The organism is Streptomyces sp. NPDC006463, from assembly GCF_042870715.1.
Taxonomy (GTDB): domain Bacteria; phylum Actinomycetota; class Actinomycetes; order Streptomycetales; family Streptomycetaceae; genus Streptomyces.
Genome location: NZ_JBIAHP010000018.1, coordinates 1 through 21,210, shown reverse-complemented (window position 1 = coordinate 21,210; position 21,210 = coordinate 1). Strand labels below are relative to the sequence as shown.

19 protein-coding genes are annotated in these 21,210 nt (G+C 68.8%); 4 read left to right on the top strand and 15 right to left on the bottom strand.

Features of this window, described 5'->3' with window-relative positions:
• Nucleotides 1-141: 141 nt before the first annotated feature.
• Together pafA and ACFYOB_RS28415 are read right to left on the bottom strand one after the other, a co-directional pair.
• A complete protein-coding gene (pafA, locus tag ACFYOB_RS28420; RefSeq protein ID WP_030655944.1) occupies nt 142-1,503 on the bottom strand; it encodes a Pup--protein ligase in 1,362 nt (453 codons plus the stop codon).
• Nucleotides 1,504-1,653: 150 nt separating this feature from the next.
• Complete coding sequence (locus ACFYOB_RS28415) at nt 1,654-2,916, bottom strand: MFS transporter (protein ID WP_388564171.1); 1,263 nt, start codon at nt 2,914-2,916, stop codon at nt 1,654-1,656.
• 65 nt (nt 2,917-2,981) lie between these two features.
• Between ACFYOB_RS28415 and ACFYOB_RS28410 the strand changes: the two genes are divergently transcribed.
• Nucleotides 2,982-4,052, top strand: a complete 1,071-nt coding sequence (locus tag ACFYOB_RS28410) for a LacI family DNA-binding transcriptional regulator (protein ID WP_388564169.1) — start codon at nt 2,982-2,984, stop codon at nt 4,050-4,052.
• A gap of 60 nt (nt 4,053-4,112) precedes the next feature.
• On the opposite strand, the gene prcA is transcribed toward ACFYOB_RS28410, so the two are convergent.
• The 6 genes from prcA to arc all read right to left on the bottom strand — a co-directional run bounded on the left by prcA (nt 4,113) and on the right by arc (nt 10,138).
• Complete coding sequence (prcA, locus tag ACFYOB_RS28405) at nt 4,113-4,877, bottom strand: proteasome subunit alpha (protein ID WP_388564166.1); 765 nt, start codon at nt 4,875-4,877, stop codon at nt 4,113-4,115.
• Between the two features lie 46 nt (nt 4,878-4,923).
• Nucleotides 4,924-5,763 carry a proteasome subunit beta gene (prcB, locus tag ACFYOB_RS28400; RefSeq protein ID WP_388564163.1) on the bottom strand — a complete coding sequence of 280 codons (840 nt, stop codon included), beginning with the start codon at nt 5,761-5,763 and terminating at the stop codon, nt 4,924-4,926.
• Nucleotides 5,715-5,978 (bottom strand): endonuclease VII domain-containing protein, encoded by a 264-nt coding sequence (locus tag ACFYOB_RS28395; RefSeq protein ID WP_388564496.1) that lies wholly within the window; start codon nt 5,976-5,978, stop codon nt 5,715-5,717. Before ACFYOB_RS28395 ends, prcB begins: the two co-directional genes overlap by 49 nt.
• Nucleotides 5,979-6,188: 210 nt before the next feature.
• On the bottom strand, nt 6,189-6,401 hold the full coding sequence (locus tag ACFYOB_RS28390) for a ubiquitin-like protein Pup (protein WP_030016348.1): 213 nt from the start codon (nt 6,399-6,401) through the stop codon (nt 6,189-6,191).
• A gap of 184 nt (nt 6,402-6,585) precedes the next feature.
• Nucleotides 6,586-8,097, bottom strand: a complete 1,512-nt coding sequence (dop, locus tag ACFYOB_RS28385) for a depupylase/deamidase Dop (RefSeq protein ID WP_388564160.1) — start codon at nt 8,095-8,097, stop codon at nt 6,586-6,588.
• A gap of 274 nt (nt 8,098-8,371) precedes the next feature.
• Nucleotides 8,372-10,138 (bottom strand): proteasome ATPase, encoded by a 1,767-nt coding sequence (gene arc / locus ACFYOB_RS28380; RefSeq protein ID WP_328924849.1) that lies wholly within the window; start codon nt 10,136-10,138, stop codon nt 8,372-8,374.
• Between the two features lie 264 nt (nt 10,139-10,402).
• Between arc and ACFYOB_RS28375 the strand changes: the two genes are divergently transcribed.
• Nucleotides 10,403-10,732, top strand: coding sequence for a ferredoxin (locus ACFYOB_RS28375; protein ID WP_388564157.1), 330 nt, complete (start codon nt 10,403-10,405; stop codon nt 10,730-10,732).
• 4 nt (nt 10,733-10,736) lie between these two features.
• Here ACFYOB_RS28375 and ACFYOB_RS28370 read toward each other — a convergent pair whose 3' ends face one another.
• The 3 genes from ACFYOB_RS28370 to ACFYOB_RS28360 all read right to left on the bottom strand — a co-directional run bounded on the left by ACFYOB_RS28370 (nt 10,737) and on the right by ACFYOB_RS28360 (nt 13,669).
• On the bottom strand, nt 10,737-11,333 hold the full coding sequence (locus tag ACFYOB_RS28370) for a hypothetical protein (RefSeq protein WP_388564155.1): 597 nt from the start codon (nt 11,331-11,333) through the stop codon (nt 10,737-10,739).
• 221 nt (nt 11,334-11,554) lie between these two features.
• Complete coding sequence (locus ACFYOB_RS28365; RefSeq protein ID WP_388564153.1) at nt 11,555-12,451, bottom strand: tRNA (adenine-N1)-methyltransferase; 897 nt, start codon at nt 12,449-12,451, stop codon at nt 11,555-11,557.
• An 18-nt stretch (nt 12,452-12,469) separates the two neighbouring features.
• Complete coding sequence (locus ACFYOB_RS28360; protein WP_388564151.1) at nt 12,470-13,669, bottom strand: site-2 protease family protein; 1,200 nt, start codon at nt 13,667-13,669, stop codon at nt 12,470-12,472.
• Nucleotides 13,670-13,836: 167 nt separating this feature from the next.
• Between ACFYOB_RS28360 and ACFYOB_RS28355 the strand changes: the two genes are divergently transcribed.
• Together ACFYOB_RS28355 and ACFYOB_RS28350 are read left to right on the top strand one after the other, a co-directional pair.
• On the top strand, nt 13,837-14,721 hold the full coding sequence (locus tag ACFYOB_RS28355; protein ID WP_388564149.1) for a RecB family exonuclease: 885 nt from the start codon (nt 13,837-13,839) through the stop codon (nt 14,719-14,721).
• Nucleotides 14,722-14,784: 63 nt separating this feature from the next.
• On the top strand, nt 14,785-15,456 hold the full coding sequence (locus tag ACFYOB_RS28350) for a response regulator (RefSeq protein WP_388564147.1): 672 nt from the start codon (nt 14,785-14,787) through the stop codon (nt 15,454-15,456).
• 77 nt (nt 15,457-15,533) lie between these two features.
• Here ACFYOB_RS28350 and ACFYOB_RS28345 read toward each other — a convergent pair whose 3' ends face one another.
• From ACFYOB_RS28345 to ACFYOB_RS28330, 4 genes are all read right to left on the bottom strand, one after another.
• A complete protein-coding gene (locus ACFYOB_RS28345; protein ID WP_388564145.1) occupies nt 15,534-17,120 on the bottom strand; it encodes an ABC transporter substrate-binding protein in 1,587 nt (528 codons plus the stop codon).
• A 71-nt stretch (nt 17,121-17,191) separates the two neighbouring features.
• Nucleotides 17,192-18,796, bottom strand: a complete 1,605-nt coding sequence (locus tag ACFYOB_RS28340; protein WP_388564143.1) for an ABC transporter substrate-binding protein — start codon at nt 18,794-18,796, stop codon at nt 17,192-17,194.
• Nucleotides 18,797-19,310: 514 nt separating this feature from the next.
• Nucleotides 19,311-20,012, bottom strand: a complete 702-nt coding sequence (locus ACFYOB_RS28335; RefSeq protein ID WP_388564141.1) for an HAD family hydrolase — start codon at nt 20,010-20,012, stop codon at nt 19,311-19,313.
• A gap of 112 nt (nt 20,013-20,124) precedes the next feature.
• A partial coding sequence (locus tag ACFYOB_RS28330) for a vitamin B12 dependent-methionine synthase activation domain-containing protein (protein ID WP_388564139.1) occupies nt 20,125-21,210 on the bottom strand: 1,086 nt, incomplete at its 5' end.

Sequence of the window (21,210 nt, the reverse complement as noted above, 5' to 3'; positions counted from 1 at the left end):
TCTCAGACGGCAAGGCGGTCGCCCGCCACTCTAAGCCGTGGGCAGGGCCCCGTACGAGATCCGTAGGGGGCCCTGCCCAAGATCAGCGCGATGTCACACTGCCCACATGCGTTGCCGGTGGCACACCGGTGCCGCGCCGGCTCACATTCCGGCGATCAGCTTCTCGACCCGGTCGTCCACCGACCGGAACGGGTCCTTGCACAGCACGGTCCGCTGCGCCTGGTCGTTCAACTTGAGGTGCACCCAGTCCACCGTGAAGTCCCGCCGCTGCTCCTGCGCCCGGCGAATGAAATCGCCGCGCAGCCGCGCCCTCGTCGTCTGCGGAGGCACCGACTTGCCCTCGAAGATCTTCAGGTCGTTGCAGATCCGCGCCGCCTGCCCCTTGCGCTCCAGCAGGTAGTACAGCCCGCGCCGACGGTGGATGTCGTGGTAGGCGAGGTCTATCTGAGCCACCCGCGGATTCGACATGGTCATGTTGTGCTTGCCCCGGTACCGCTCGATCAGCTGGTACTTCATGACCCAGTCGATCTCGGTCCCGATCCGGTCCAGGTCCTCCGCCTCGATCGCGTCGAGGGTCCGGCCCCACAGCTCCAGCACCTGGTCCACCACACCGGTACGGATGCCCCGGCGCTCGGCGAAGTCCACCGCCTTGTCGTAGTACTCCCGCTGGATCTCCAGCGCCGAAGCCTCCCGGCCACTCGCCAGACGCACCTTGCGCTGCCCCGTGATGTCGTGGCTGACCTCACGGATCGCCCGGATCGGGTTCTCCAGGGTCAGGTCCCGCATCACCGTGCCCGCCTCGATCATGCGCAGCACCAGGTCGGTGGCGCCGACCTTGAGCAGCATGGTCGTCTCGGACATGTTCGAGTCACCGACGATCACGTGCAGCCGACGGTAGCGCTCGGCGTCCGCGTGCGGCTCGTCCCGCGTGTTGATGATCGGCCGCGAGCGGGTCGTCGCGGAGCTGACGCCCTCCCAGATGTGCTCGGCCCGCTGACTCACGCAGTAGACCGCACCCCGGGGGGTCTGGAGCACCTTGCCCGCACCGCAGATCAGCTGCCGCGTGACGAGGAAGGGAATGAGAATGTCCGCCAGGCGGGAGAATTCCCCGTGCCGGGCCACCAGGTAGTTCTCGTGGCAGCCGTACGAGTTGCCCGCCGAGTCGGTGTTGTTCTTGAAGAGATAGACGTCGCCCGCGATTCCCTCCTCGTGCAGGCGGCGTTCGGCGTCGACGAGCAGTCCTTCGAGAATGCGCTCGCCCGCCTTGTCGTGCGTGACCAGTTCGGTCACGTTGTCGCATTCGGGAGTTGCATATTCCGGATGCGAACCCACGTCGAGGTAGAGGCGGGCGCCGTTCCGCAGGAAGACATTGCTGCTGCGGCCCCATGACACAACACGGCGGAAGAGGTAGCGCGCCACTTCGTCAGGTGACAGTCGGCGCTGTCCCCTGAACGTGCACGTGACGCCGTACTCGTTCTCCAGCCCGAAAATGCGGCGGTCCATGACTGAACATTACGCCTTCTGCCCTCTTCTGAAACCGGGTTCGAGAGCGCCGTTTCGATCAGTTTCCGATCACCCGTCCGACAGCGGCCCGGCGAACTCACCGATCAGCCCATCGACAGGTCCGCCGATCGGCCCACGCACCGGCCGCGATCAGCCCTCCGACCGGACCCCGGACGACACCTCACCGACCCCGTCCGACGACCCCTCAGCCGAACCCGCCACCGCGCGACTGTGGCCCGCAGTTGCCAGCACCCGCTGAGTGACCGTCAGAACCAACAGCGCCGCACCCCCGGCCGCACTCGCCACGCCGAAGCTCGCAGCCGTACCGCCCAGCTCCACCGCCGGCCCCGCGACCGCCGTACCGATCGCCGCACCCACCCCGAAGAACGTCACCAGCCAGGAGAACGCCTCCGTCACCGTGCCCGCCGGAGCGTGCCGGTCCACGACGATGAACGCACACGCGAGCGCGGGCGCCAGGAACACCCCGGAAAGCGCCGCCAGCGCCGTCATCGCCACCGGCCCCGGCGTCAGCATCAACGGCAAGTAGCAGACCGCCAGCAGCGCCACCAGCATCCGCAGCCGCCGCTCCGGCGCACCCGCCCACCGCCGGGCACCGTAGAACACCCCGCCGATCAGCGCGCCCAGCCCCAGCGCCGCCATCAGCCAGCCGTACACCGCCTGGTTCCCGTGATCGTCCGCGTACGCCACCCCCGCCACCGTGATCGAACCCAGCGCCGTCCCCACGAAGAAGAACGCGCCGAGCAGCGCCAGCAGACCCGGCGAACGCAGCGCGCCCAGCCAGTGCGCCTCACGCGGCGCCGACCGCCACCGCCGGGAGGGCTCACTGACCACGACGGACAGCGCACCCAGCACACCGATCGCGTTGAGCGCCAGCAGCGCCCCGGCCGGCGACCACAGCGCCACGAACAGCGTCACGAGCAGCGGACCCACCGTGAACATGACCTCCTGGGCCACCGCGTCCATCGCGTACGCGGCGTGCACCCGCTCCTCCTTGCCGCCCAGCACGCCCGGCCACAGCGCCCGCAGCCCGCCCTCCAGCGGCGGCGTGAAGAGCCCCCCGACCACCACCGCGGCATACGCGGCGACCGCCGCCCCGGTCCCGGACACCGCCAGCCACACCATGCCCAGCGCGGAGACCACCGCGGCCGGCAACTGCACCCGGGGCTGCCCGTACAGGTCCACCGCCCGGCCCAGCAACGGCTGGCCCACCGCGTTCGCCAGCCCGTACGCGGCGGCCAGCGCGCCCGCGAGGCTGTAGCTGCCGCCCTCGGCCCGCGTGAACAGCACGATCGCGATCGGCGCCGTGGCATTGGGCAGCCGGCCTATGAGCGTGCCCGCCAGCAGCCTCGCGGCGTGCCGGGTCCTGAGCAGCTCCGCGTACCCCGCGGCCATGTCCGCCCCCTTTCTGCCCGGACCCAGCCGGGGTAATACGTATAACGTGACTCGTCATACGTACCATGGCGACAGTTGACGGGTCCACCCACCGGACCGCACCAACCCCCTCCGACCTCGCACTTCAGGAGCCCCGTGTGACGAGACCCACCAGCCGCGACGTGGCCGCCGCCGCAGGGGTCTCCCAGGCCACCGTCTCCCTCGTCCTCGGCGACAAATGGCGCGGCCGCGTCTCCGAACGCACCGCCACCCACGTCCGCGAAACCGCCGCCCACCTCGGCTACCGGCCCAACCTCGCCGCCCGCAACCTCCGCCTCGGCACCACCCGCACCGCCCTCCTCGTCGTCCCCGCCCTCACCAACGAGTTCTTCGCCCGCGTCTACACCGGCGCCGCCCGCATCGCCGCGGAACACGGCTTCGGCGTCGTCCTCTACCCCTCCCCCGACGGCACCGGCCCCGCCCGCGACCCCTTCGCCTCCGCCCGCGCCGCCCTCGACGGAGTCATCGCCTCTTCCATGGCCGCCGACGCACTCGACGCCCTCGGCGGCGACGGCCTCCCCCTCATCATGCTCGACAGCGACCCCACCGCCGGAAGCGCCGCCGCCCACGTCAACCTCGCCATCGCCGACGGCATGCGCCAGGTCACCGAACACCTCCTCGCCCTCGGCCACCACCGCTTCCTCCACCTCGCCTCCGCCGTCGACACCTGGACCTTCCAGGTCCGCGCCGAGGCCCTCGCCGCCCTCCTGGGGCCCGGAACCGAGCTGCGCACCGTACGGGCCCCCCTCAACGTGGAAGACGCCCGTACGGCCACTGAGACCGCCCTGACGGCACCCGGAGCCCCACCCACCGCCGTCATCTGCGACGACGACATCCTCGCCGCCGGAGCCTGCAAGGCCGCCCGCCGCCTGGGCCTGCGCATCCCCGACGACCTCTCCGTCACCGGCTTCGACGACCTCGCCCTGGCCACCGCCGTCGATCCCGAACTCACCACCGTCCGCCTCCCCGCCGAACGCGTCGGCGAACAGGGCATGACCGCCCTCCTCGCCGTCCTCGACAACGCCCCCTGGACCGCCCCCGACGTTCCCGTCCAACTCGTCGTCCGCGCCTCCTCGGGCCCCGCCCCCACCCCCTGAACACGACGAAGCCCCGGCCCGCCCTCACGGGCAGACCGGGGCCACGCACCACTACCGGCCCTACTCGGCGTCGTCCTCCGGCGCCTCGTCGTTCGACACGGCATCCGCCTGAGCCGCCGCCGGCACATCCGCCTCCAGCAACCGCGCCAGCTGCCGGCCACGGATCCGCTTGAACTTCCGCTGCTGCGCCCGCGTCCGGTCCAGGACCGCCACCTCCAACCGCTCGGCCGGAATCGCCTTGTCCGCACTGTTCGCCTGGCTGGACAGCGCCTGCACCGCCAGCTTCAGCGCCTCCGACAGGGTCATCCCGTCCTGGTGCCGCTGATCCAGGAAGGTGCTGATCTGCTCCGCGTTGCCGCCGACCGCGACCGAGCCGTGCTCGTCCACGATCGACCCGTCGTGCGGCAACCGGTAGATCTGGTCCCCGGCGGCCGTCGCACCGACCTCGGCGACGACCAGCTCCACCTCGTACGGCTTCTCACCGGCACTCGAAAAGATCGTGCCCAGCGTCTGCGCGTACACGTTCGCCAGCCCGCGGGCCGTCACGTCATCGCGGTCGTAGGTGTACCCCCGCAGATCCGCGTAGCGCACACCGCCGATCCGCAGGTTCTCGTACTCGTTGTACTTGCCGGCGGCCGCGAAGCCGATCCGGTCGTAGATCTCGCTGAACTTGTGCAGGGCACGCGACGGGTTCTCACCGACGAACACGATGCCGTCGGCGTACTGCAGCACGACAAGGCTGCGACCGCGGGCGATGCCCTTCCGGGCGTATTCCGCCCGGTCGGCCATGGCCTGCTGGGGTGACACATAGAACGGAGTCGACACCGGCTGTCCGTCCCTTTCTTCTGGGCTCCTGAGGGGCGACGGATGGTCAGAGCAGGGCGGCGCGCGGGCCGTCGGGCTGCTCCAGCCGACGATTGGTGACCGTACGGGCGAGTTCCTGCGACTGGTCGTCCGTCAGCCTGCGGAATCCCTCGTCCGTGATGACGGTGACGATCGGATAGATGTGGCGGTACAGGTCCGGCCCACCGGTCGCCGAGTCGTCGTCGGCGGCGTCGTACAGCGCCTGCACGACCAGTGTGGTGGCCTGCTCCTCCGTCAGATCGGGCCGGAAGAGCTTCTTCATCGATCCCCTGGCGAAGATCGAGCCCGATCCGGTGGCGGCGTACCCGTGCTCCTCGGACCGGCCGCCGGTCACGTCGTAGGAGAAGATCCGGCCCTTCTCCTTGGCCTCGTCGTACCCGGCGAAGAGCGGTACGACGGCCAGCCCCTGCATCGCCATGCCCAGATTGCTCCGGATCATGGTGGACAGACGGTTCGCCTTGCCCTCGAGGGAGAGGGTCGTCCCCTCCACCTTCTCGAAGTGCTCCAGCTCCAGCTGGAACAGCTTCACCATCTCCACGGCCAGGCCGGCCGTACCGGCGATGCCCACCGCGGAGTACTCGTCGGCCGGGAACACCTTCTCGATGTCCCGCTGCGCGATCATGTTCCCCATGGTCGCCCGCCGGTCCCCGGCGAGCACGACCCCGCCGGGGAAGGTGGCGGCCACGATGGTCGTCCCGTGCGGCGCCTCGACCACGCCTTCCGGCAGCTTGCGGTTGCCGGGCAGCATCTCGGGCGAGTGCGCGCCCAGGAAGTCCATGAAGGACGACGACCCCGGCGTCAGGAAGGCTGCCGGTAGACGCCCTGTGCTACGAGTGTTGGGTTCCACAGGTTTCCTTCCACGTAAGCGGCTGCACGCCGTATGACGTCCGGCCGATCCTTGAACTGCCCCAAGGCTGCGTTACAGCTGAAGCACAGTACGCCTCGGACCTTACCCGTCTGATGATCGTGATCCACATGCTCTGCCGGAGCCAACTGACAGATCACGCAGACCCCACTCTGAGCGGCGATCATCTCGTCGCGCTGAGCCTCGGTCCCTCGCACCGAGGTCACCGGTCGGGCGGACGGCGCGACCACCTTCACCCGCACCGTCCGCCCCTTCGCCTCTCGGCGCGGGTTGCACTACTCCGCCGAGCACGTGCGGCAACAGGCGGCCTGTAAACCGTCTGGCGTCGAGCGGTTGCTCTCATATTCCGCCCTCGGCCGGTCTTGCTTACATCCCGCCATAACCTTCGATCCGAAGGTCAAATGGCCTTACTGGCCACCTTTTTGAACGAAGGACCGCACGAAGTCCTCGGCGTTCTCCTCGAGTACATCGTCAATCTCGTCAAGTACGGAGTCGACGTCGTCGGAGAGCTTTTCCTGGCGCTCCTTGAGGTCGGTCGATTCCTCGACCGCCGCCTCCTCGACCTCCTCGGTCGAGCGCGTCGCCTTCTGCTGTCCGCCGCCGGTGTCCTTGGTCGCCATGTCTACCTCACCCCGCTCGGTTCGCACGCTCATGTCGAGAGACCCCGGGATTCGGGATCTCTCAAGATCAGACCCTACGCCGGACCCTACTAGGAGGGTCCGACATTCGTCCCCGCACTTTCATAACGTCCGGTCTTTCTCATGATTCCCGGACCAGGGCCCTTTCAGGCCCCGAAAGCACCGCTCACCGCCCCGAAAGCACCCGCACCAGGTCCTCCGCCGTGCGGCAGCGGTCCAGGAGCTCCTTGACGTGCGCCCGCGTGCCGCGCAGCGGCTCCAGCGTCGGGACCCGCTGGAGCGAGTCGTGGCCCGGGAGGTCGAAGATCACCGAGTCCCAGGAGGCCGCGGCCACGTCGTCCGCGTACTGCTCCAGGCACCGGCCGCGGAAGTACGCCCGGGTGTCCTCCGGCGGCTTGCTCGCCGCCCGCTCCACCGCCGGCTCCTCCACCAGCTTCTGCATCTTGCCGCGGGCCACCAGGCGGTTGTACAGGCCCTTCTCCGGCCGTACGTCCGAGTACTGGAGGTCCACCAGGTGCAGTCGCGCCGCGTCCCAGCCCAGCCCGTCCCGGCGCCGGTAGCCCTCCAGGATCTCCCGCTTGGCGATCCAGTCCAGCTCCCCCGACAGGCTCATCGGGTCGCTCTCCAGCCGGCCCAGCACGTCCTCCCAGCGGGCCAGCACATCGGTTGTCTGCTCGTCCGCGTCGGAGCCGAAACGCTCTTCCACGTACTTCCTGGCGAGCTCGAAGTACTCCATCTGAAGTTGCACGGCCGTCAGTGTCCGGCCGCTGCGCAGCGTGATCAGGTGCTGCAGGTCCGGGTCGTGGGAGACCTGGTGCAGCGTGCGCACCGGCTGGTCGACGGCCAGGTCGACGTTGATGAACCCGTCCTCGATCATGGACAGGACCAGTGCCGTCGTGCCCAGCTTGAGGTACGTGGAGATCTCGGACAGGTTGGCGTCGCCGATGATCACGTGCAGGCGGCGGTACTTCTCGGCGTCCGAGTGGGGCTCGTCCCGGGTGTTGATGATGGGCCGCTTCAGGGTGGTCTCCAGGCCGACCTCGACCTCGAAGTAGTCCGCCCGCTGGCTGATCTGGAAGCCGTGCTCGCGGCCGTCCTGGCCGATGCCCACGCGGCCCGCGCCGGTGACGACCTGGCGCGAGACGAAGAAGGGGGTCAGGTGGCGCACGATGTCCGAGAAGGGGGTCTCCCGCTTCATCAGGTAGTTCTCGTGCGTGCCGTAGGAGGCGCCCTTGTTGTCGGTGTTGTTCTTGTAGAGGTGGATCGGCTGGGCGCCGGGGAGCTGGGCCGCCCGGACCGCCGCCTCGGCCATGATCCGCTCGCCGGCCTTGTCCCAGAGCACGGCGTCGAGCGGATTGGTGACCTCCGGCGAGCTGTACTCGGGGTGGGCGTGGTCGACGTAGAGCCGTGCACCGTTCGTGAGGATGACGTTGGCGAGGCCGATGTCCTCGTCGGTCAGCTGGCTGTTGTCGGCGGCCTCGCGGGCGAGGTCGAAGCCGCGGGCGTCCCGCAGCGGATTCTCCTCCTCGAAGTCCCAGCGGGCGCGTCGCGCCCGGTGCATCGCCGCCGCGTAGGCGTTGACGATCTGGGACGAGGTGAGCATGGCATTGGCGTTCGGGTGCCCCGGGACGGAGATCCCGTACTCCGTCTCGATCCCCATTACTCGCCGTACGGTCATGCGGCCCTCCTTGCCCGGCGGCGCTCCCCTTCGGGAGCGGCGCTCAAGTACCGCTGTTGCTCCGGTGCGTGTGCCTGTGCGGTGCCCGTCCCCGCACTGCGCGTCCGGCGGTACGGAAGAGCCTAGAACCACTGCGCGCTCGTGGGGAGATCATTTCCGTCATTGAATCTGCCCTGTCACCGGCTGAAAAGCAGTCGGTATAAGGAGTCAGGGAGTCCGGTAAAGCAGTCGGCTGCGGATGCCCTGGGAGGGCATCCGCAGCCGCTCCGCTTCGTCAGAGGTACTGACCGGTGTTTGCCACCGTGTCGATGGAACGTCCGGTGTCGGCGCCCTGCTTTCCGGTGACAAGGGTACGGATGAATACGATCCGCTCGCCCTTCTTTCCGGAGATTCGGGCCCAGTCGTCCGGGTTGGTGGTGTTGGGCAGGTCCTCGTTCTCCTTGAACTCGTCCACGCAGGCCTGGAGGAGGTGGGAGACGCGCAGGCCCTTCTGGTTGTGCTCGAGGAAGGCCTTGATCGCCATCTTCTTCGCACGGTCCACGATGTTCTGGATCATCGCGCCCGAGTTGAAGTCCTTGAAGTAGAGGACTTCCTTGTCGCCGTTGGCGTACGTGACCTCGAGGAAGCGGTTTTCCTCGGTTTCGGCGTACATCTGCTCGACGACGGTCTGGATCATGCTGTGGACGGTGCCGTCCGAGGATCCCTGGTGTTCGGACAGGTCGTCCGTGTGCAGGGGCAGCGAGGCCTTCAGGTACTTCGCGAAGATGTCCTTCGCGGCCTCGGCGTCCGGGCGCTCGATCTTGATCTTCACGTCGAGGCGGCCGGGGCGCAGGATGGCCGGGTCGATCATGTCCTCGCGGTTGGAGGCGCCGATGACGATGACGTTCTCCAGGCCTTCCACGCCGTCGATCTCGGCGAGCAGCTGGGGGACGATGGTGTTCTCCACGTCCGAGCTGACGCCGGATCCGCGGGTGCGGAAGAGGGACTCCATCTCGTCGAAGAAGACGATGACGGGGGTGCCCTCGCTGGCCTTCTCGCGGGCACGCTGGAAGACGAGGCGGATGTGCCGCTCGGTCTCGCCGACGTACTTGTTGAGGAGTTCGGGGCCCTTGATGTTCAGGAAGTAGGACTTTCCGGCGGGCTGGCCGGTGACCTCTGCGACCTTCTTGGCAAGGGAGTTGGCGACGGCCTTGGCGATGAGCGTCTTGCCGCAGCCGGGGGGGCCGTAGAGCAGGATGCCCTTCGGCGGGCGCAGTTCGTGTTCCTTGAACAGGTCCGGGTAGAGGTAGGGGAGCTCGACCGCGTCGCGGATCAGCTCGATCTGGTCGCCCAGGCCGCCGATCTTGTCGTAGTCGATGTCCGGGACCTCTTCGAGGACGAGTTCCTCGACCTCGCTCTTGGGGACGACTTCGTAGACGTAGCCGGAGCGGGGTTCGAGCAGGAGGGCGTCGCCGGGGCGGATGGTGATGTCCAGGAGCGGCTCGGCGAGCCTCACCACCCTCTCCTCGTCGGTGTGCCCGACGACCAGGGCGCGCTCGCCGTCCTCGAGGATCTCCTTGAGGGTGACGATGTCCCCGGCCCGCTCGAATTCCATGGCCTCGACCACGTTGAGGGCCTCGTTGAGCATGACCTCCTGGCCGCGCCGGAGGTCTTCCGGCTCGACGCTGGGGCTCACGTTCACGCGGAGCTTTCGGCCTCCGGTGAAGATGTCGACGGTGCCGTCCTCGTTGGACTGCAGGAAGACACCGAATCCGGCCGGCGGCTGTGCGAGCCGGTCGACTTCTTCCTTGAGGGCGACGATCTGGTCGCGGGCCTCACGGAGGGTATTCGCGAGTCGTTCGTTCTGTGCGGAGACGCCGGCAAGATTTGTCTGCAACTCGACGATCCGCTCTTCGAGAATCCTCGTGTGTCGCGGAGAGTCGGCGAGCTTACGTCGCAGGACGGCGATTTCCTGCTCGAGATAGGCAACCTGGCCGGCGGGGTCCTCAGACCCTCGCCCGGGCCGGATGCCGCGGTTGATGTCGTCGTCGTGGGCTGCCACGGTCCTCACCTCCTCCAAGGGGAGCTGGACGCTTCCTGACCCTACCTGGGCTGGTGGTGATTGAAACCCCTAGATCACAAAGACGGTAGAGGTGTGTCCGATCTTCACCCTTGCGTACTCCCTCACGCCAAGGAAATACCCACCCATCAACATCTGAAAGCGGGCGGTTGTAAGGTCGAAGTGTTCAACACCCGTCAGAGCTCGCGCGACTTGCTGCGAGAGCTGATCGGGATGGATCACTCAGCGCAGGGAACGGCAGGAGATATGAGCGTGCAGCAGGAGGCAACCGCCGACCGGACTGACGGTGTCGGTGGGGCCGGCGAGCCGCTTGAGGTCTGGATCGACCAGGACCTCTGCACCGGCGACGGGATCTGCGCGCAGTACGCGCCGGAGGTGTTCGAGCTGGACATCGATGGTCTGGCGTATGTGAAGAGCGCCGACGACGAGCTGCTGCAGGCGGCGGGGGCGACCACTCCGGTTCCGCTGACGCTGCTCCAGGACGTGGTGGACTCGGCGAAGGAATGTCCGGGTGACTGCATCCACGTGAGGCGCGTCTCGGACGGGGTGGAGGTCTTCGGCCCGGACGCCGAGTGACGCTTCAAACACTCCTGGCGGTCGAGTCCGTCAGCTCCTGGCGGAATTTTCCGCCGCTCCAGCGCCACTTGGCGAGCTTCTTCACGTCCGGGCTGTAGCGCGGGATCTCCGGTGAGGAGTAGCCGAGGAGGGTTGCGGTGACGGTCCCGTCGCTCACGGTGAGATCGGTGGCGGTCTGCCGCTGGGGGGTGTCGAGCAGGGTGGCGACGACGCGGGGGCGGGCGCCTTCGGCCCGGTCCTGGGTGAGTACGTAGATCGCGTGGGGCGGGGTGCCGGAGCCTGCGTCGCAGCGGACGGCGGCCACGGTCTCGGGGCGGCGGTCGCCGTCGAGGTCGCCCTGGGCGGTGGCGGTGACGGCCTGCGGGGCGCCTTTGCAGTCGAGCGGGTAGGTGACCGCCGCGGCGTCGGGGGCGGTGGCCTGCGGGCCGTTCGCGGCGGGGCTCGCCGTGTCCACGGGGGTTCCGGTGGCCGGCTGGACGAGTCCCGCGGTGGCTATGACGGCGGCCATGGCGGTGGCCGTGGCGAGCCAGTGGAGGGGCGTGGCGTGGCTGTGCGCCAGGGTGTCCACATTCGGCGCGAGCTCGGCGGGGCTGTGCGGCACGCGGGGTGTCTCCTGTGCGAAGGGTGACGGGGAGCCAGCATCGTGCCACACCTCACACGGAGGTGGAACGACCGGGTCCGGGGCGGCCGGATGGGACGCGCCGACAGCGGGGCTGGAGCTCGGCTGTTACGGCGACAACGAAAAGGCGCTGTGGCGCAGTTCCCGGTTTGTCCGGGGAACTGCGCCACAGCGCCTTCGTGTTGGGTGGGTCCGGCGGGTGGCTACGCGGAGCGGTCGCTGCCGGGGCCTTCGTAGTCCTCGCCGTAGGCGCCCTTGGAGGGGCGGCGGCGGCGCAGCGGGGGCTCGACGCCGTCCGCGAGGCGGCGGGCGGTGACGAGGAAGCCGGTGTGGCCGATCATCCGGTGGTCGGGGCGGACTGCCAGGCCCTCGACGTGCCAGTTCCGGATCATCGATTCCCAGGGCTGCGGTTCGGCGTAGCAGCCGAACTCGCGGATGGATTCGACGGTCCGGGCGAGCTGGGTGGTGGTGGCCACGTAGCAGCAGAGGATGCCGCCGGGGACGAGGGCCTTGGAGACGGCCTCCAGGCATTCCCAGGGGGCGAGCATGTCGAGGATCACGCGGTCGACGTCGGTGTCGGACAGGTTGTCCTGGAGGTCTCCGACGGTCAGCTGCCACGCGGGGTGCGGGCCGCCGAAGTAGCGCTCGACGTTGGCGGTGGCGATCTCGGCGAAGTCCGCGCGGCGCTCGTAGCTGTGGAGCATGCCCTGGTCGCCGATGGCGCGCAGCAGGAAGCTGCTCAGGGAGCCGGATCCGACGCCTGCCTCGACGACGCGGGCGCCGGGGAAGATGTCGGCGAAGGCCAGGATCTGGCCTGCGTCCTTGGGGTAGACCACGGCGGCACCGCGGGGCATGGACAGGACATAGTCGGGGAGCAGGGGGCGCAGCGCGAGGTACGCGACGTTGCCCGTGGTGCGGACAACACTGCCCTCGGGAGCACCGATCAGCTCGTCGTGCGGGAAGGAACCCTTGTGGGTGTGGAAATTCTTCCCGGCTTCGAGCGTGAACGTGTAGTGGCGGCCCTTGGGGTCGGTGAGCTGAACCTGGTCCCCGACCTCGAAGGGCCCGCGTCGGCGGGCGGCACCGGTCGGTTCGGACATGTGACCAGTGTATTGGCTTCAGGACTGGGGCCGCGCCATGGCCTTCACGAAGGCCCTTTCGACGTCTGCGGTGGAGAGGACTCCGTAGATCTCGCCGGTGGGTTCGAGGACGAGGTACTCGGTGGCGGGGGTGGTGCGGAGGTGGTCGAGGAGTGCTTCGCCGGTGAGGTCCGCTGAAACCTTCATGCCGTCGGTGAGGTCGCGGGCGAGGGTGCTGACGGCGACCCAGGGGCGGCGGTGTTCGGGGACTTCGACGATGGAGGTTTCGCGGACGATGGCGGTGGGGTCTCCGTGGCCGTCGACGATCACGATGGCGCGGGCGCCGGCTTCGCCTGCGCGGCGCAGGGCTTCGGAGAGGGGGGTGGTGTTCTCGACGGGGACGGCGCGCCGGGTGAGGGTGCGGGCCTTGAGTTCGGGGAGGTGTTCGCGCAGGCGGGCCAGGCGCAGGCTGTTGCCGGCGCCGGTCCAGATGATCGCGGCGAGGATGGCGGCGAGCAGGGCGTCCATGACGGTGTCCATGCCGCCGATGTCGGTGGTGCGGTTGCCGATGGCTCCGGTGTGGGTGAGGAGCGGCAGGCCGAGGAGGACGGCGACGGCGAGGCCGCGGCCGATCCAGGCGGCGGCGATGGTGCCGGTCATGGGTTTGCCGGTGATGCCCCAGATGACGGCGCGGAGCATGCGGCCGCCGTCGAGGGGGAGGCCGGGGAGCAGGTTGAAGGCGGCGACGAGCAGGTTGGAGATCATCAGGCCGGCGAGGAGGACGCCGGGGACGGTGGCGGGGTCGACGGCCTTCATGCCGAGGTAGAAGGCTCCGGCGAGGAGGAGGGAGAGGAGGGGGCCGACGAAGGCGAGGACGAATTCACGGCCGGGGGTCTCGGATTCCTTCTCGATCTCGGAGACTCCGCCGAAGAACTGGAGCTGGATGCGGCGCACGGGGAGTTTGAAGCGGAGGGCGGCGACGGTGTGCGCGAGTTCGTGGACGAGTACGGAGGCGTAGAAGGCGATGGCGAAGAAGAGGGAGACGAGGTATCGGGCGGGGCCGAGGTCCGGAAGGACGCGGTCGAGCTGGTCGCCGAAGACCCAGGTGATGAGGGCGGCGACGAGGAACCAGCTGGGCGAGACGTAGACGGGTACGCCGAAGGGGCGGCCCATGAGGAGTCCGCCGCCCGGGCCGGAGCGCCGGTCTCCGCGCTCGCCGGTTTCGTCGGTGTCTGCCACGGCTTTCCTTCGTTCTGGGGGGTTCCCGGGGTGGGGGTCCGGGGGTTTGTGGTGCGTGCGTCGTAATGGTGGCGTAGCGGGGTGTGATGTACCGATCATGCAGTGCGAGGTGCCTTTGCGTCGATGGTATGCGCGTGCTGTCGGTCGCGGGTCGTAGGGTTTTACGCATGACGACGAGCCCCGGTAACGGTCCGGCAGACGTGGTGCCCAGTGCCGTGGCGCCTTCCTCGCTTTCCCCTTCGCGGGCGAGTGATTTCATGCAGTGCCCGTTGCTGTACCGGTTCCGGGTGATCGACAGGCTGCCGGAGAAGCCCAGTGCCGCGGCTACCCGCGGGACGCTGGTGCATGCGGTGCTGGAGCGGCTTTTCGACCATCCGGCCGAGGAGCGGACGGCGCCGCGGGCGAAGGCGTTGATCCCGGGGCAGTGGGACCGGCTGCTGGAGGCGAAGCCGGAGCTGACGGAGCTGTTCCCGGAGGGTGACGAGGGGGCGGAGCTGGCGCGGTGGCTGACGGAGGCCGAGGCGTTGGTGGAGCGGTGGTTCACGTTGGAGGACCCGACGCGGCTGGAGCCGGTGGAGCGGGAGTTCTTCGTGGAGACGGAACTGGAGTCGGGGCTGCGGCTGCGCGGGATCATCGACCGGGTGGATGTCGCGCCGACGGGTGAGGTGCGGATCGTCGACTACAAGACGGGGAAGGCGCCGCGGCCGGAGTACGCCGAGGGTGCGTTGTTCCAGATGAAGTTCTACGCGCTGGTGGTGTGGCGGCTGAAGCAGGTGGTGCCGCGGCGGCTGCAGCTGGTGTATCTGGGCAGCGGGGACGTGCTGACGTACGACCCGGTGGTGGCGGATCTGGAGCGGGTGGAGCGCAAGCTTCTCGCGCTGTGGGAGGCGATCTCGGAGGCGACGGCGACGGGTGAGTGGCGGCCGCGGCCGACGAAGCTGTGCGGTTGGTGTGATCACCGGGCGGTGTGTCCGGAGTTCGGCGGGACCCCGCCGGTGTATCCGCTGTCGGTTCTGCCGCGGGCCGGGGCGGTCGGCCCGGCGGATTCCTGATCGTCGGGTCAGGGCAGAATGGGCGGGCCCGCCGAAGACGTCCGATGAATACGAGGTAGTTCCGTGGCGATCCGCGTCCTGCTGGTCGACGACCAGCCGCTGCTGCGCACCGGTTTCCGGATGATCCTGGAGGCGGAGGGGGATCTGGCCGTGGTCGGCGAGGCCGGGGACGGCCTGCAGGCGCTGGACCAGGTGCGTGCGCTGCAGCCGGATGTGGTGCTGATGGACATCCGGATGCCGCGGATGGACGGGGTGGAGGCCACGCGGCAGATCACGGGTCCGGGCCGGGACGGTCCGGCGAAGGTGCTCGTGCTGACGACGTTCGATCTGGACGAGTACGTGGTGGAGGCGCTGCGGGCGGGGGCGAGCGGTTTCCTGCTGAAGGATGCGCCTGCCAATGAGCTGGTGCAGGCGATCCGGGTGGTGGCGGCGGGTGAGGCGATGCTCGCGCCGAGCATCACGCGGCGGCTGCTGGACAAGTACGCGGGGCATCTGCCGTCGGGTGAGGACAGTGTGCCGGACACGCTGGGGACGCTGACGGAGCGTGAGGTCGAGGTGTTGAAGCTGGTGGCCCGGGGTCTGTCGAACGCGGAGATCGCGGCGGACCTGTTCGTGAGCGAGACGACGGTGAAGACGCATGTGGGGCACGTGCTGACGAAGCTGGGTCTGCGTGACCGGGTGCAGGCGGCGGTGTACGCGTACGAGAGCGGGCTGGTGCGGCCGGGCGCCCAGTAGGGCGGCCCGAGGGGGCGTACGGGAACGGGCCGGCAGCCGCGTGACGCGGTTGCCGGCCCGTTGTTGTGCGGGGTGGGTCAGCCCTTGCTGATCTCCCAGAAGCGGAAGACGGTCGAGGCGTCGAGGGACCACTGCAGGCCGGTCACGTTCGTGCGGGAGACGGCGTACTGCTTGCCCTGCCAGAGCGGGAGGATCGGGATCTCCTCGGCGACGATCTCCTGGAGCCGGTTGTAGTCCGTGTTGGCCGCGGTGCGGTCGGACTTCGCGGAGGTCGACGGGATGATCGTCCCGGTGATCTCCTTGTTGTCGTAGTTGTTGTTCAGGACGCTCTCCGGGCCGAAGAACGGCTGGGTGAAGTTGTCGGCGTCCGGGTAGTCCGGCACCCAGCCCTTCACGTAGACGCCGTACTTGCCGTCCTGGATGTCCTTCTCGTACTGGTCGTACTCGACGGACTTCATGTCGGCCTCGAAGAGGCCGCTGTCGTTGAGCTGCTTGGCGATGACCTGGAACTGCTGGTCGGTGGAGGGGCCGTAGCGGGACGGCGTGGAGTACAGGGTGAGCTTGATCTTGCCGTTGATGCCGGCGGCCTTGAGGACGGCCTTGGCCTTCTCCACCTGCGGGCTGCCGCCGTAGCGGTCGAAGAAGGGGGTGGTGTGTCCGGCGATGCCGGCGGGGACGATCGAGTAGAGCGGGGTGGCGGTGCCCGCGTACACGTCCTTGACGAGGGCTTCGCGGTCCACGAGGTAGGCGATGGCCTTGCGGACGGGGAGCTTGCCGACGACGGGGTCGGACATGTTGAAGACCATGTGCTCGACCTCGGCGCCGGTGCCCTGGACGACGTCGACCTTGTTGTCGCCGGTCTTGACGGCGGCGAGGGCGGCGATGTCCTTGGCGGCCAGGCCGCGGAAGGCGAAGTCGACGTCGCCGCTTTCGAGGACGGTCTTGAGGGCGGTCTGGTCGCCGTTGAAGAACTTCAGGGTCACGCCGGTGTTCTTGGCCTTGGCCTTGCCGGTGTAGGAGTCGTTGACCGAGAAGCTGGCGCTCTTGTCGTTGAAGGCGTCGAGCTTGTAGACGCCGGAGCCGACGGCCTTGTTGTCGGTGCGGAGCTTGTCGGCCGGGTACTCGGCGTGGTCGACGATGGCGCCGGCACCCGAGGCGATCTTGCTCGGGAAGGTCGCGTCGGACGTCTTGAGGCGGAAGACGACGGTCTTGTCGTCGGGCGCGTCGATGCCGGCGATCGACGCGAGCATCACGGCCGGGCCGTTCTCGTCGTTGATCTTCAGCGTGCGCTCGAAGGAGTACTTGACGTCCTTCGAGGTCAGGCTGTGGCCGTTGCTGAACTTCAGGCCGGCGCGCAGGGTGCACTTGTACACCTTGCTGTCGCTGCCCTCGAAGTTGCAGGCCTGGGCGGCGTCGGGCTCCGGGGTCGTGCCGCCCTTGGGGAAGCTCAGCAGCGACTGGAAGACGTTGTTGAAGAGCAGCCAGGAGCCGGGGTCGTATCCCGACGCGGGGTCGGTGGACTTCACCTTGTCGGATATGCCCATGACCACGCCCTTGCCGTTGCCGGCGTCGGAGCTGCCATCGGTCGATCCGCAACCGCTGAGCAGCGCGGCGGCGGTGGCTGCGCCGAGCGGGGCCGCCAGCCACTGGTTACGTCGATTCACGCGAACGTCCTTCACAGTCGAACTGTTTCGTTGCTCCGGCCCGCGACACCCGCTGCCGGTCGTTGCCTTTCTCAGCCGCTTACGCCGCGGCCGAGCTCCCACAGCTGGAGGTCGGAGATGGCGTTGACCGACCACTCCACTCCGGTGATCCCGTCGCGTGCGGCGACGTACTGCTTGCCCTGCCACAGGGGCAGGACGGGCACGTCCTCGGCGACGATGTCCTGCATCTCCGTGATCGCGGGGACGGCGACGTTGCGGTCGACGGCACGCCGTGATTCGGGGAGGAGCCTGGTGCGCACCGCGCTGTTGGAGTACGGCGTGCCCAGGAAGTTGTCCTGCTCCAGGAACGGGGCGAGGAAGTTTTCGGCGTCCGGGTAGTCGGGGAACCAGCCGAGCCCGTAGGCGGCGTGGTCGCCCTGCTTCTGGGCGGGGCGGAAGTCGGCCCAGTCGGTGCCCTGGACGGTGATGTCGAACAGCTGGGTGGAGTTCAGCTGGGTCTTGAGGGCCTCGAACTCGGCCGCCGTGCCGTCGCCGTAGTGGTCGTTGGTGTAGTGCAGCGTCAGCTTGACCGGGGTCTTGATGCCGGCGTCCTTCAGCAGGGAGGCGGCCTTGGCGGTGTTGGCCTCGCCGTACTTGCTGTAGAAGGAGTTGACGTGGCCGGTCACGGCGCTGGGGACCAGGGAGTAGAGCGGCTGCGCGGACTTGCCGTAGACCTTGGAGATGAGGGCACCCCGGTCGACGGCGGCGGCGAGGGCCTGGCGGACGGCCTTGTCCTTGACGACCGGGGCCTCGGTGTTGAAGCCGAGGTAGCGGATCTCCAGGCCGGGCATCGGGACGAGCTTGACGCCCTTGGGGGGCTTGGCGGCGAACTCGGTGATCTGGGCGGGCGACAGGGTGCGGGAGACCATGTGGATCTTCCCGTCGGTGAGCGCCTTGCCCATGGCCGCGGAGTCGGGGAACGTGCGCAGTTCGACCTTGTCGTTCTGGAGCTTGAGGTCGCCCTTGTAGTGCGGGTTCTTGCTGAACACGGCCCGGACGAGCTGGTTGTCCTTGACCTCGGCCTTCATCGTGTACGGGCCGGAGCCGTCGACGTCGAAGCCGTCGCGGAGCTTCTTGGCGCCGTAGTTCTTCTCGCTGACGATGCCGGTGGCGGGAGTGGAGAGCTTGTACGGGAACGTCGCGTCCGGGGACTTCAGGTGGAAGACGACGGTGTCGGCGCCCTTGGCCTCGACGGTGTCGAGGTTGGCGAGCAGCGCGGACGGGCCGTTCTCGTCCTTGATGGCGCGGACGCGGTCGATGGAGAACTTGACGTCCTTGGCGGTGAGCGGGTCGCCGCTCGCGAACTTGAGCCCGGGGCGCAGGGTGCAGCGGTAGCTCTGGTTGCCGGTGTCGGTGAAGCGGCAGTCGGAGGCTGCTTCGGGGACGGGCTGGCCGCCCCCGCGCGGGGTGTGCATCAGGGTCTGGACGGTCTGGCGCAGGACGTTCCAGGCTCCGGCGTCGTACGCGTAGGCCGGGTCGAACGGGGCGGGGGCGTATTCGGCTGCTTCGAACCGGTCGGTGGTCCCGACGACGATCGCTCCGGATCCCGCTCCTCCGCCGCTGGCGCTGCCGCATGCGGCGAGCGTGGGCGTGAGCAGTCCGGCCGCGGCCGTCAGCACCATGGTCTTGCGGTTCATGCTGGAAGTACTCCCTGTAACCGGCACTTGCTCAAAGCGGCGAAAAGGGCACTTCGCGACGGTCGCCCGTTCAGGGCGGAACGATCGGGCCGGTGTAGTGACGATCGGTCCACGCGGTCCCGGCACAGGGGTGTGTGTCGGTGACGGCTGAGGTGCGGCGCGGTGCCCGGTTCGACACTAGTGGTCCGGGACGGGATGGCTGGAACTGGCCTGACTTGGGGCGTATTCGCACCGTGATGGGAGCGGACTGGCTGTCTATGCGGAGGTCGCCCCGGATTCGGTCAGGAGCTGATCAATCCGGACACAAGGGAAGGCGCAGGAGGGCCGGGACAGGTGCGTCGGGCGCTTGACGGGTGACCAACGTCACCCGGGACGACTGCCCCGGAGGGGATGGAATTTCAGCCTCCGGGGCATCCGACGGAAGATCCTCTCGCCGGACCTTTGTCTTGCGGCCGTTCCGTTCGGTACAGAGCGTGTGCGGGGCGTACCGGTGCGTGCTGCCGAGCGCAGGAGCTCAGTTCAGGGGGCTGATGAGGGACCGCAGGAACGGCAGGTCCACGTCCTCCAGCGAGCGCACGATCGTCCGGCCGGGGGCGGGCTCGATGCGCCCGACGGAGGGAATGGCCACGACCCGGCAGCCGGCGGCCTCCGCGGCGGCGACGCCGGTGGCGGTGTCCTCGATGACGGCACACCGGGCGGGGTGCGCGCCGAGGGTGCTGGCGGCGAGCAGGTACGGGTCGGGGTGCGGCTTGGTGCGGACGACCTCGTCCCCGGCGACGGTCATCGTGAAGCGGTCACGGCCGAGGGTGAGCAGCACCTGGTCGATGACTCGGCGGTGCGAGGCGGAGACCAGGGCGGTGGGCACGTTGTGCCGGGCCAGCTCGCTCAGCAGCCGCTCGGCGCCGGGCATCAGCGGGACCTGGTCGGCGATGCGGGCCTCGAAGCGCTCGTTGAGGAGCACGCTGAGCTCGGCGAGGCCGATGGCGGCGCCGGTCGCCTCGATCAGGAAGGCGGCGCTGCGGCTCATGGGGCCGCCGACGACCACGTCCCGCCAGGACTCCTCCAGCCGGTGCCCGAGCTCGCGGAAGATCTCGGCCTCGATCTCCCACCAGAATCCTTCGGTGTCGACGAGGGTGCCGTCCATGTCCAGCAGCACCGCCTGCAGGGCGTGCCCGTCGGCCGCACGGACCACGGGGACGGGAACGGTGCTGGTCATGGGCACGCCTTTCTCAGGGGACGAGAAGGCCGGTCACCTCCGCCCGCGGGAACGTGCCCTCGGGAACAGGTGACCGGCCTGTATGGGACCGACCAGTGTACGCCGGTCCGCCTCAGCGTGCGTTGAAATACTTCGCTTCGGGGTGGTGAATCACGATGGCGTCGGTGGACTGCTCGGGGTGGAGCTGGAACTCCTCCGAGAGGTGGACACCGATCCGCTCCGGCTGGAGCAGGTCGGCGATCTTGGCACGGTCCTCCAGGTCGGGGCAGGCCCCGTAGCCGAGGGAGAAGCGGGCCCCGCGGTACTTGAGGTCGAACATGTCCTCGACCTTGTCCGGGTCCTCGCCGCCGAAGCCGAGTTCGGCGCGGACGCGGGCGTGCCAGTACTCGGCCATGGCCTCGGCGAGCTGGACGGACAGGCCGTGCAGCTCCAGGTACTCGCGGTAGGAGTCGGACTCGAACAGCTTGGCGGTGGCCTCGCCGATGCGGCTGCCGACGGTGACGACCTGGAGGCCGACGACGTCGGTCTCGCCGGATTCCTCGGGGCGGAAGAAGTCGGCGAGGCAGAGGCGGCGGCCGCGACGCTGGCGCGGGAAGGTGAAGCGGGTCCGCTCGTTGCCCTCCTCGTCGAGGATGATCAGGTCCTCGCCCTTGGAGACGCAGGGGAAGTAGCCGTAGACGACGGCCGCTTCCAGCAGGTTCTCCGTGTGCAGCTTGTCCAGGAGGCCGCGCAGGCGAGGGCGGCCCTCGCTCTCGACGAGCTCCTCGTACGTGGCCCCGCCGGCGCGGGCCTGCTTGAGGCCCCACTGGCCCTTGAACAGGGCGCCCTCGTCCAGCCAGGAGGCGTAGTCCTTGAGCGGGATGCCCTTGACCACGCGGGTGCCCCAGAACGGCGGGGCGGGGACCGGGTTGTCGACGGAGACGTCCGAGCGGCCGCCCGGCTCCTCCTGCTCCTCGACCTGCAGGACGGGAGTGTCCCTCTTGGCGACCCGGCGCTGCTTGAGCTCGGGGAGGGCGGCGCCGGGGACGCCGCGCTTCACGGCGATGAGGGCGTCCATCAGGCGCAGGCCTTCGAAGGCGTCGCGGGCGTAGCGGACTTCGCCCTCGTAGATTTCGTGGAGGTCTTGTTCGACGTAGGCGCGGGTGAGGGCGGCGCCGCCGAGGATGACCGGGTAGTCGGCGGCCAGCTTGCGCTGGTT

Excerpts from the sequence above, each read along its gene's own strand:
- pafA (WP_030655944.1), bottom strand. The coding sequence starts at position 1,503 with ATGGACCGCCGCATTTTCGGGCTGGAGAACGAGTACGGCGTCACGTGC.
- ACFYOB_RS28340 (WP_388564143.1), bottom strand. The coding sequence starts at position 18,796 with ATGAACCGCAAGACCATGGTGCTGACGGCCGCGGCCGGACTGCTCACG.
- ACFYOB_RS28355 (WP_388564149.1), top strand. The coding sequence starts at position 13,837 with ATGACGACGAGCCCCGGTAACGGTCCGGCAGACGTGGTGCCCAGTGCC.
- dop (WP_388564160.1), bottom strand. The coding sequence starts at position 8,097 with ATGACCGTACGGCGAGTAATGGGGATCGAGACGGAGTACGGGATCTCC.
- ACFYOB_RS28335 (WP_388564141.1), bottom strand. The coding sequence starts at position 20,012 with ATGACCAGCACCGTTCCCGTCCCCGTGGTCCGTGCGGCCGACGGGCAC.
- ACFYOB_RS28410 (WP_388564169.1), top strand. The coding sequence starts at position 2,982 with ATGGCGACAGTTGACGGGTCCACCCACCGGACCGCACCAACCCCCTCC.
- ACFYOB_RS28415 (WP_388564171.1), bottom strand. The coding sequence starts at position 2,916 with ATGGCCGCGGGGTACGCGGAGCTGCTCAGGACCCGGCACGCCGCGAGG.
- ACFYOB_RS28365 (WP_388564153.1), bottom strand. The coding sequence starts at position 12,451 with ATGTCCGAACCGACCGGTGCCGCCCGCCGACGCGGGCCCTTCGAGGTC.
- ACFYOB_RS28375 (WP_388564157.1), top strand. The coding sequence starts at position 10,403 with ATGAGCGTGCAGCAGGAGGCAACCGCCGACCGGACTGACGGTGTCGGT.
- ACFYOB_RS28390 (WP_030016348.1), bottom strand. The coding sequence starts at position 6,401 with ATGGCGACCAAGGACACCGGCGGCGGACAGCAGAAGGCGACGCGCTCG.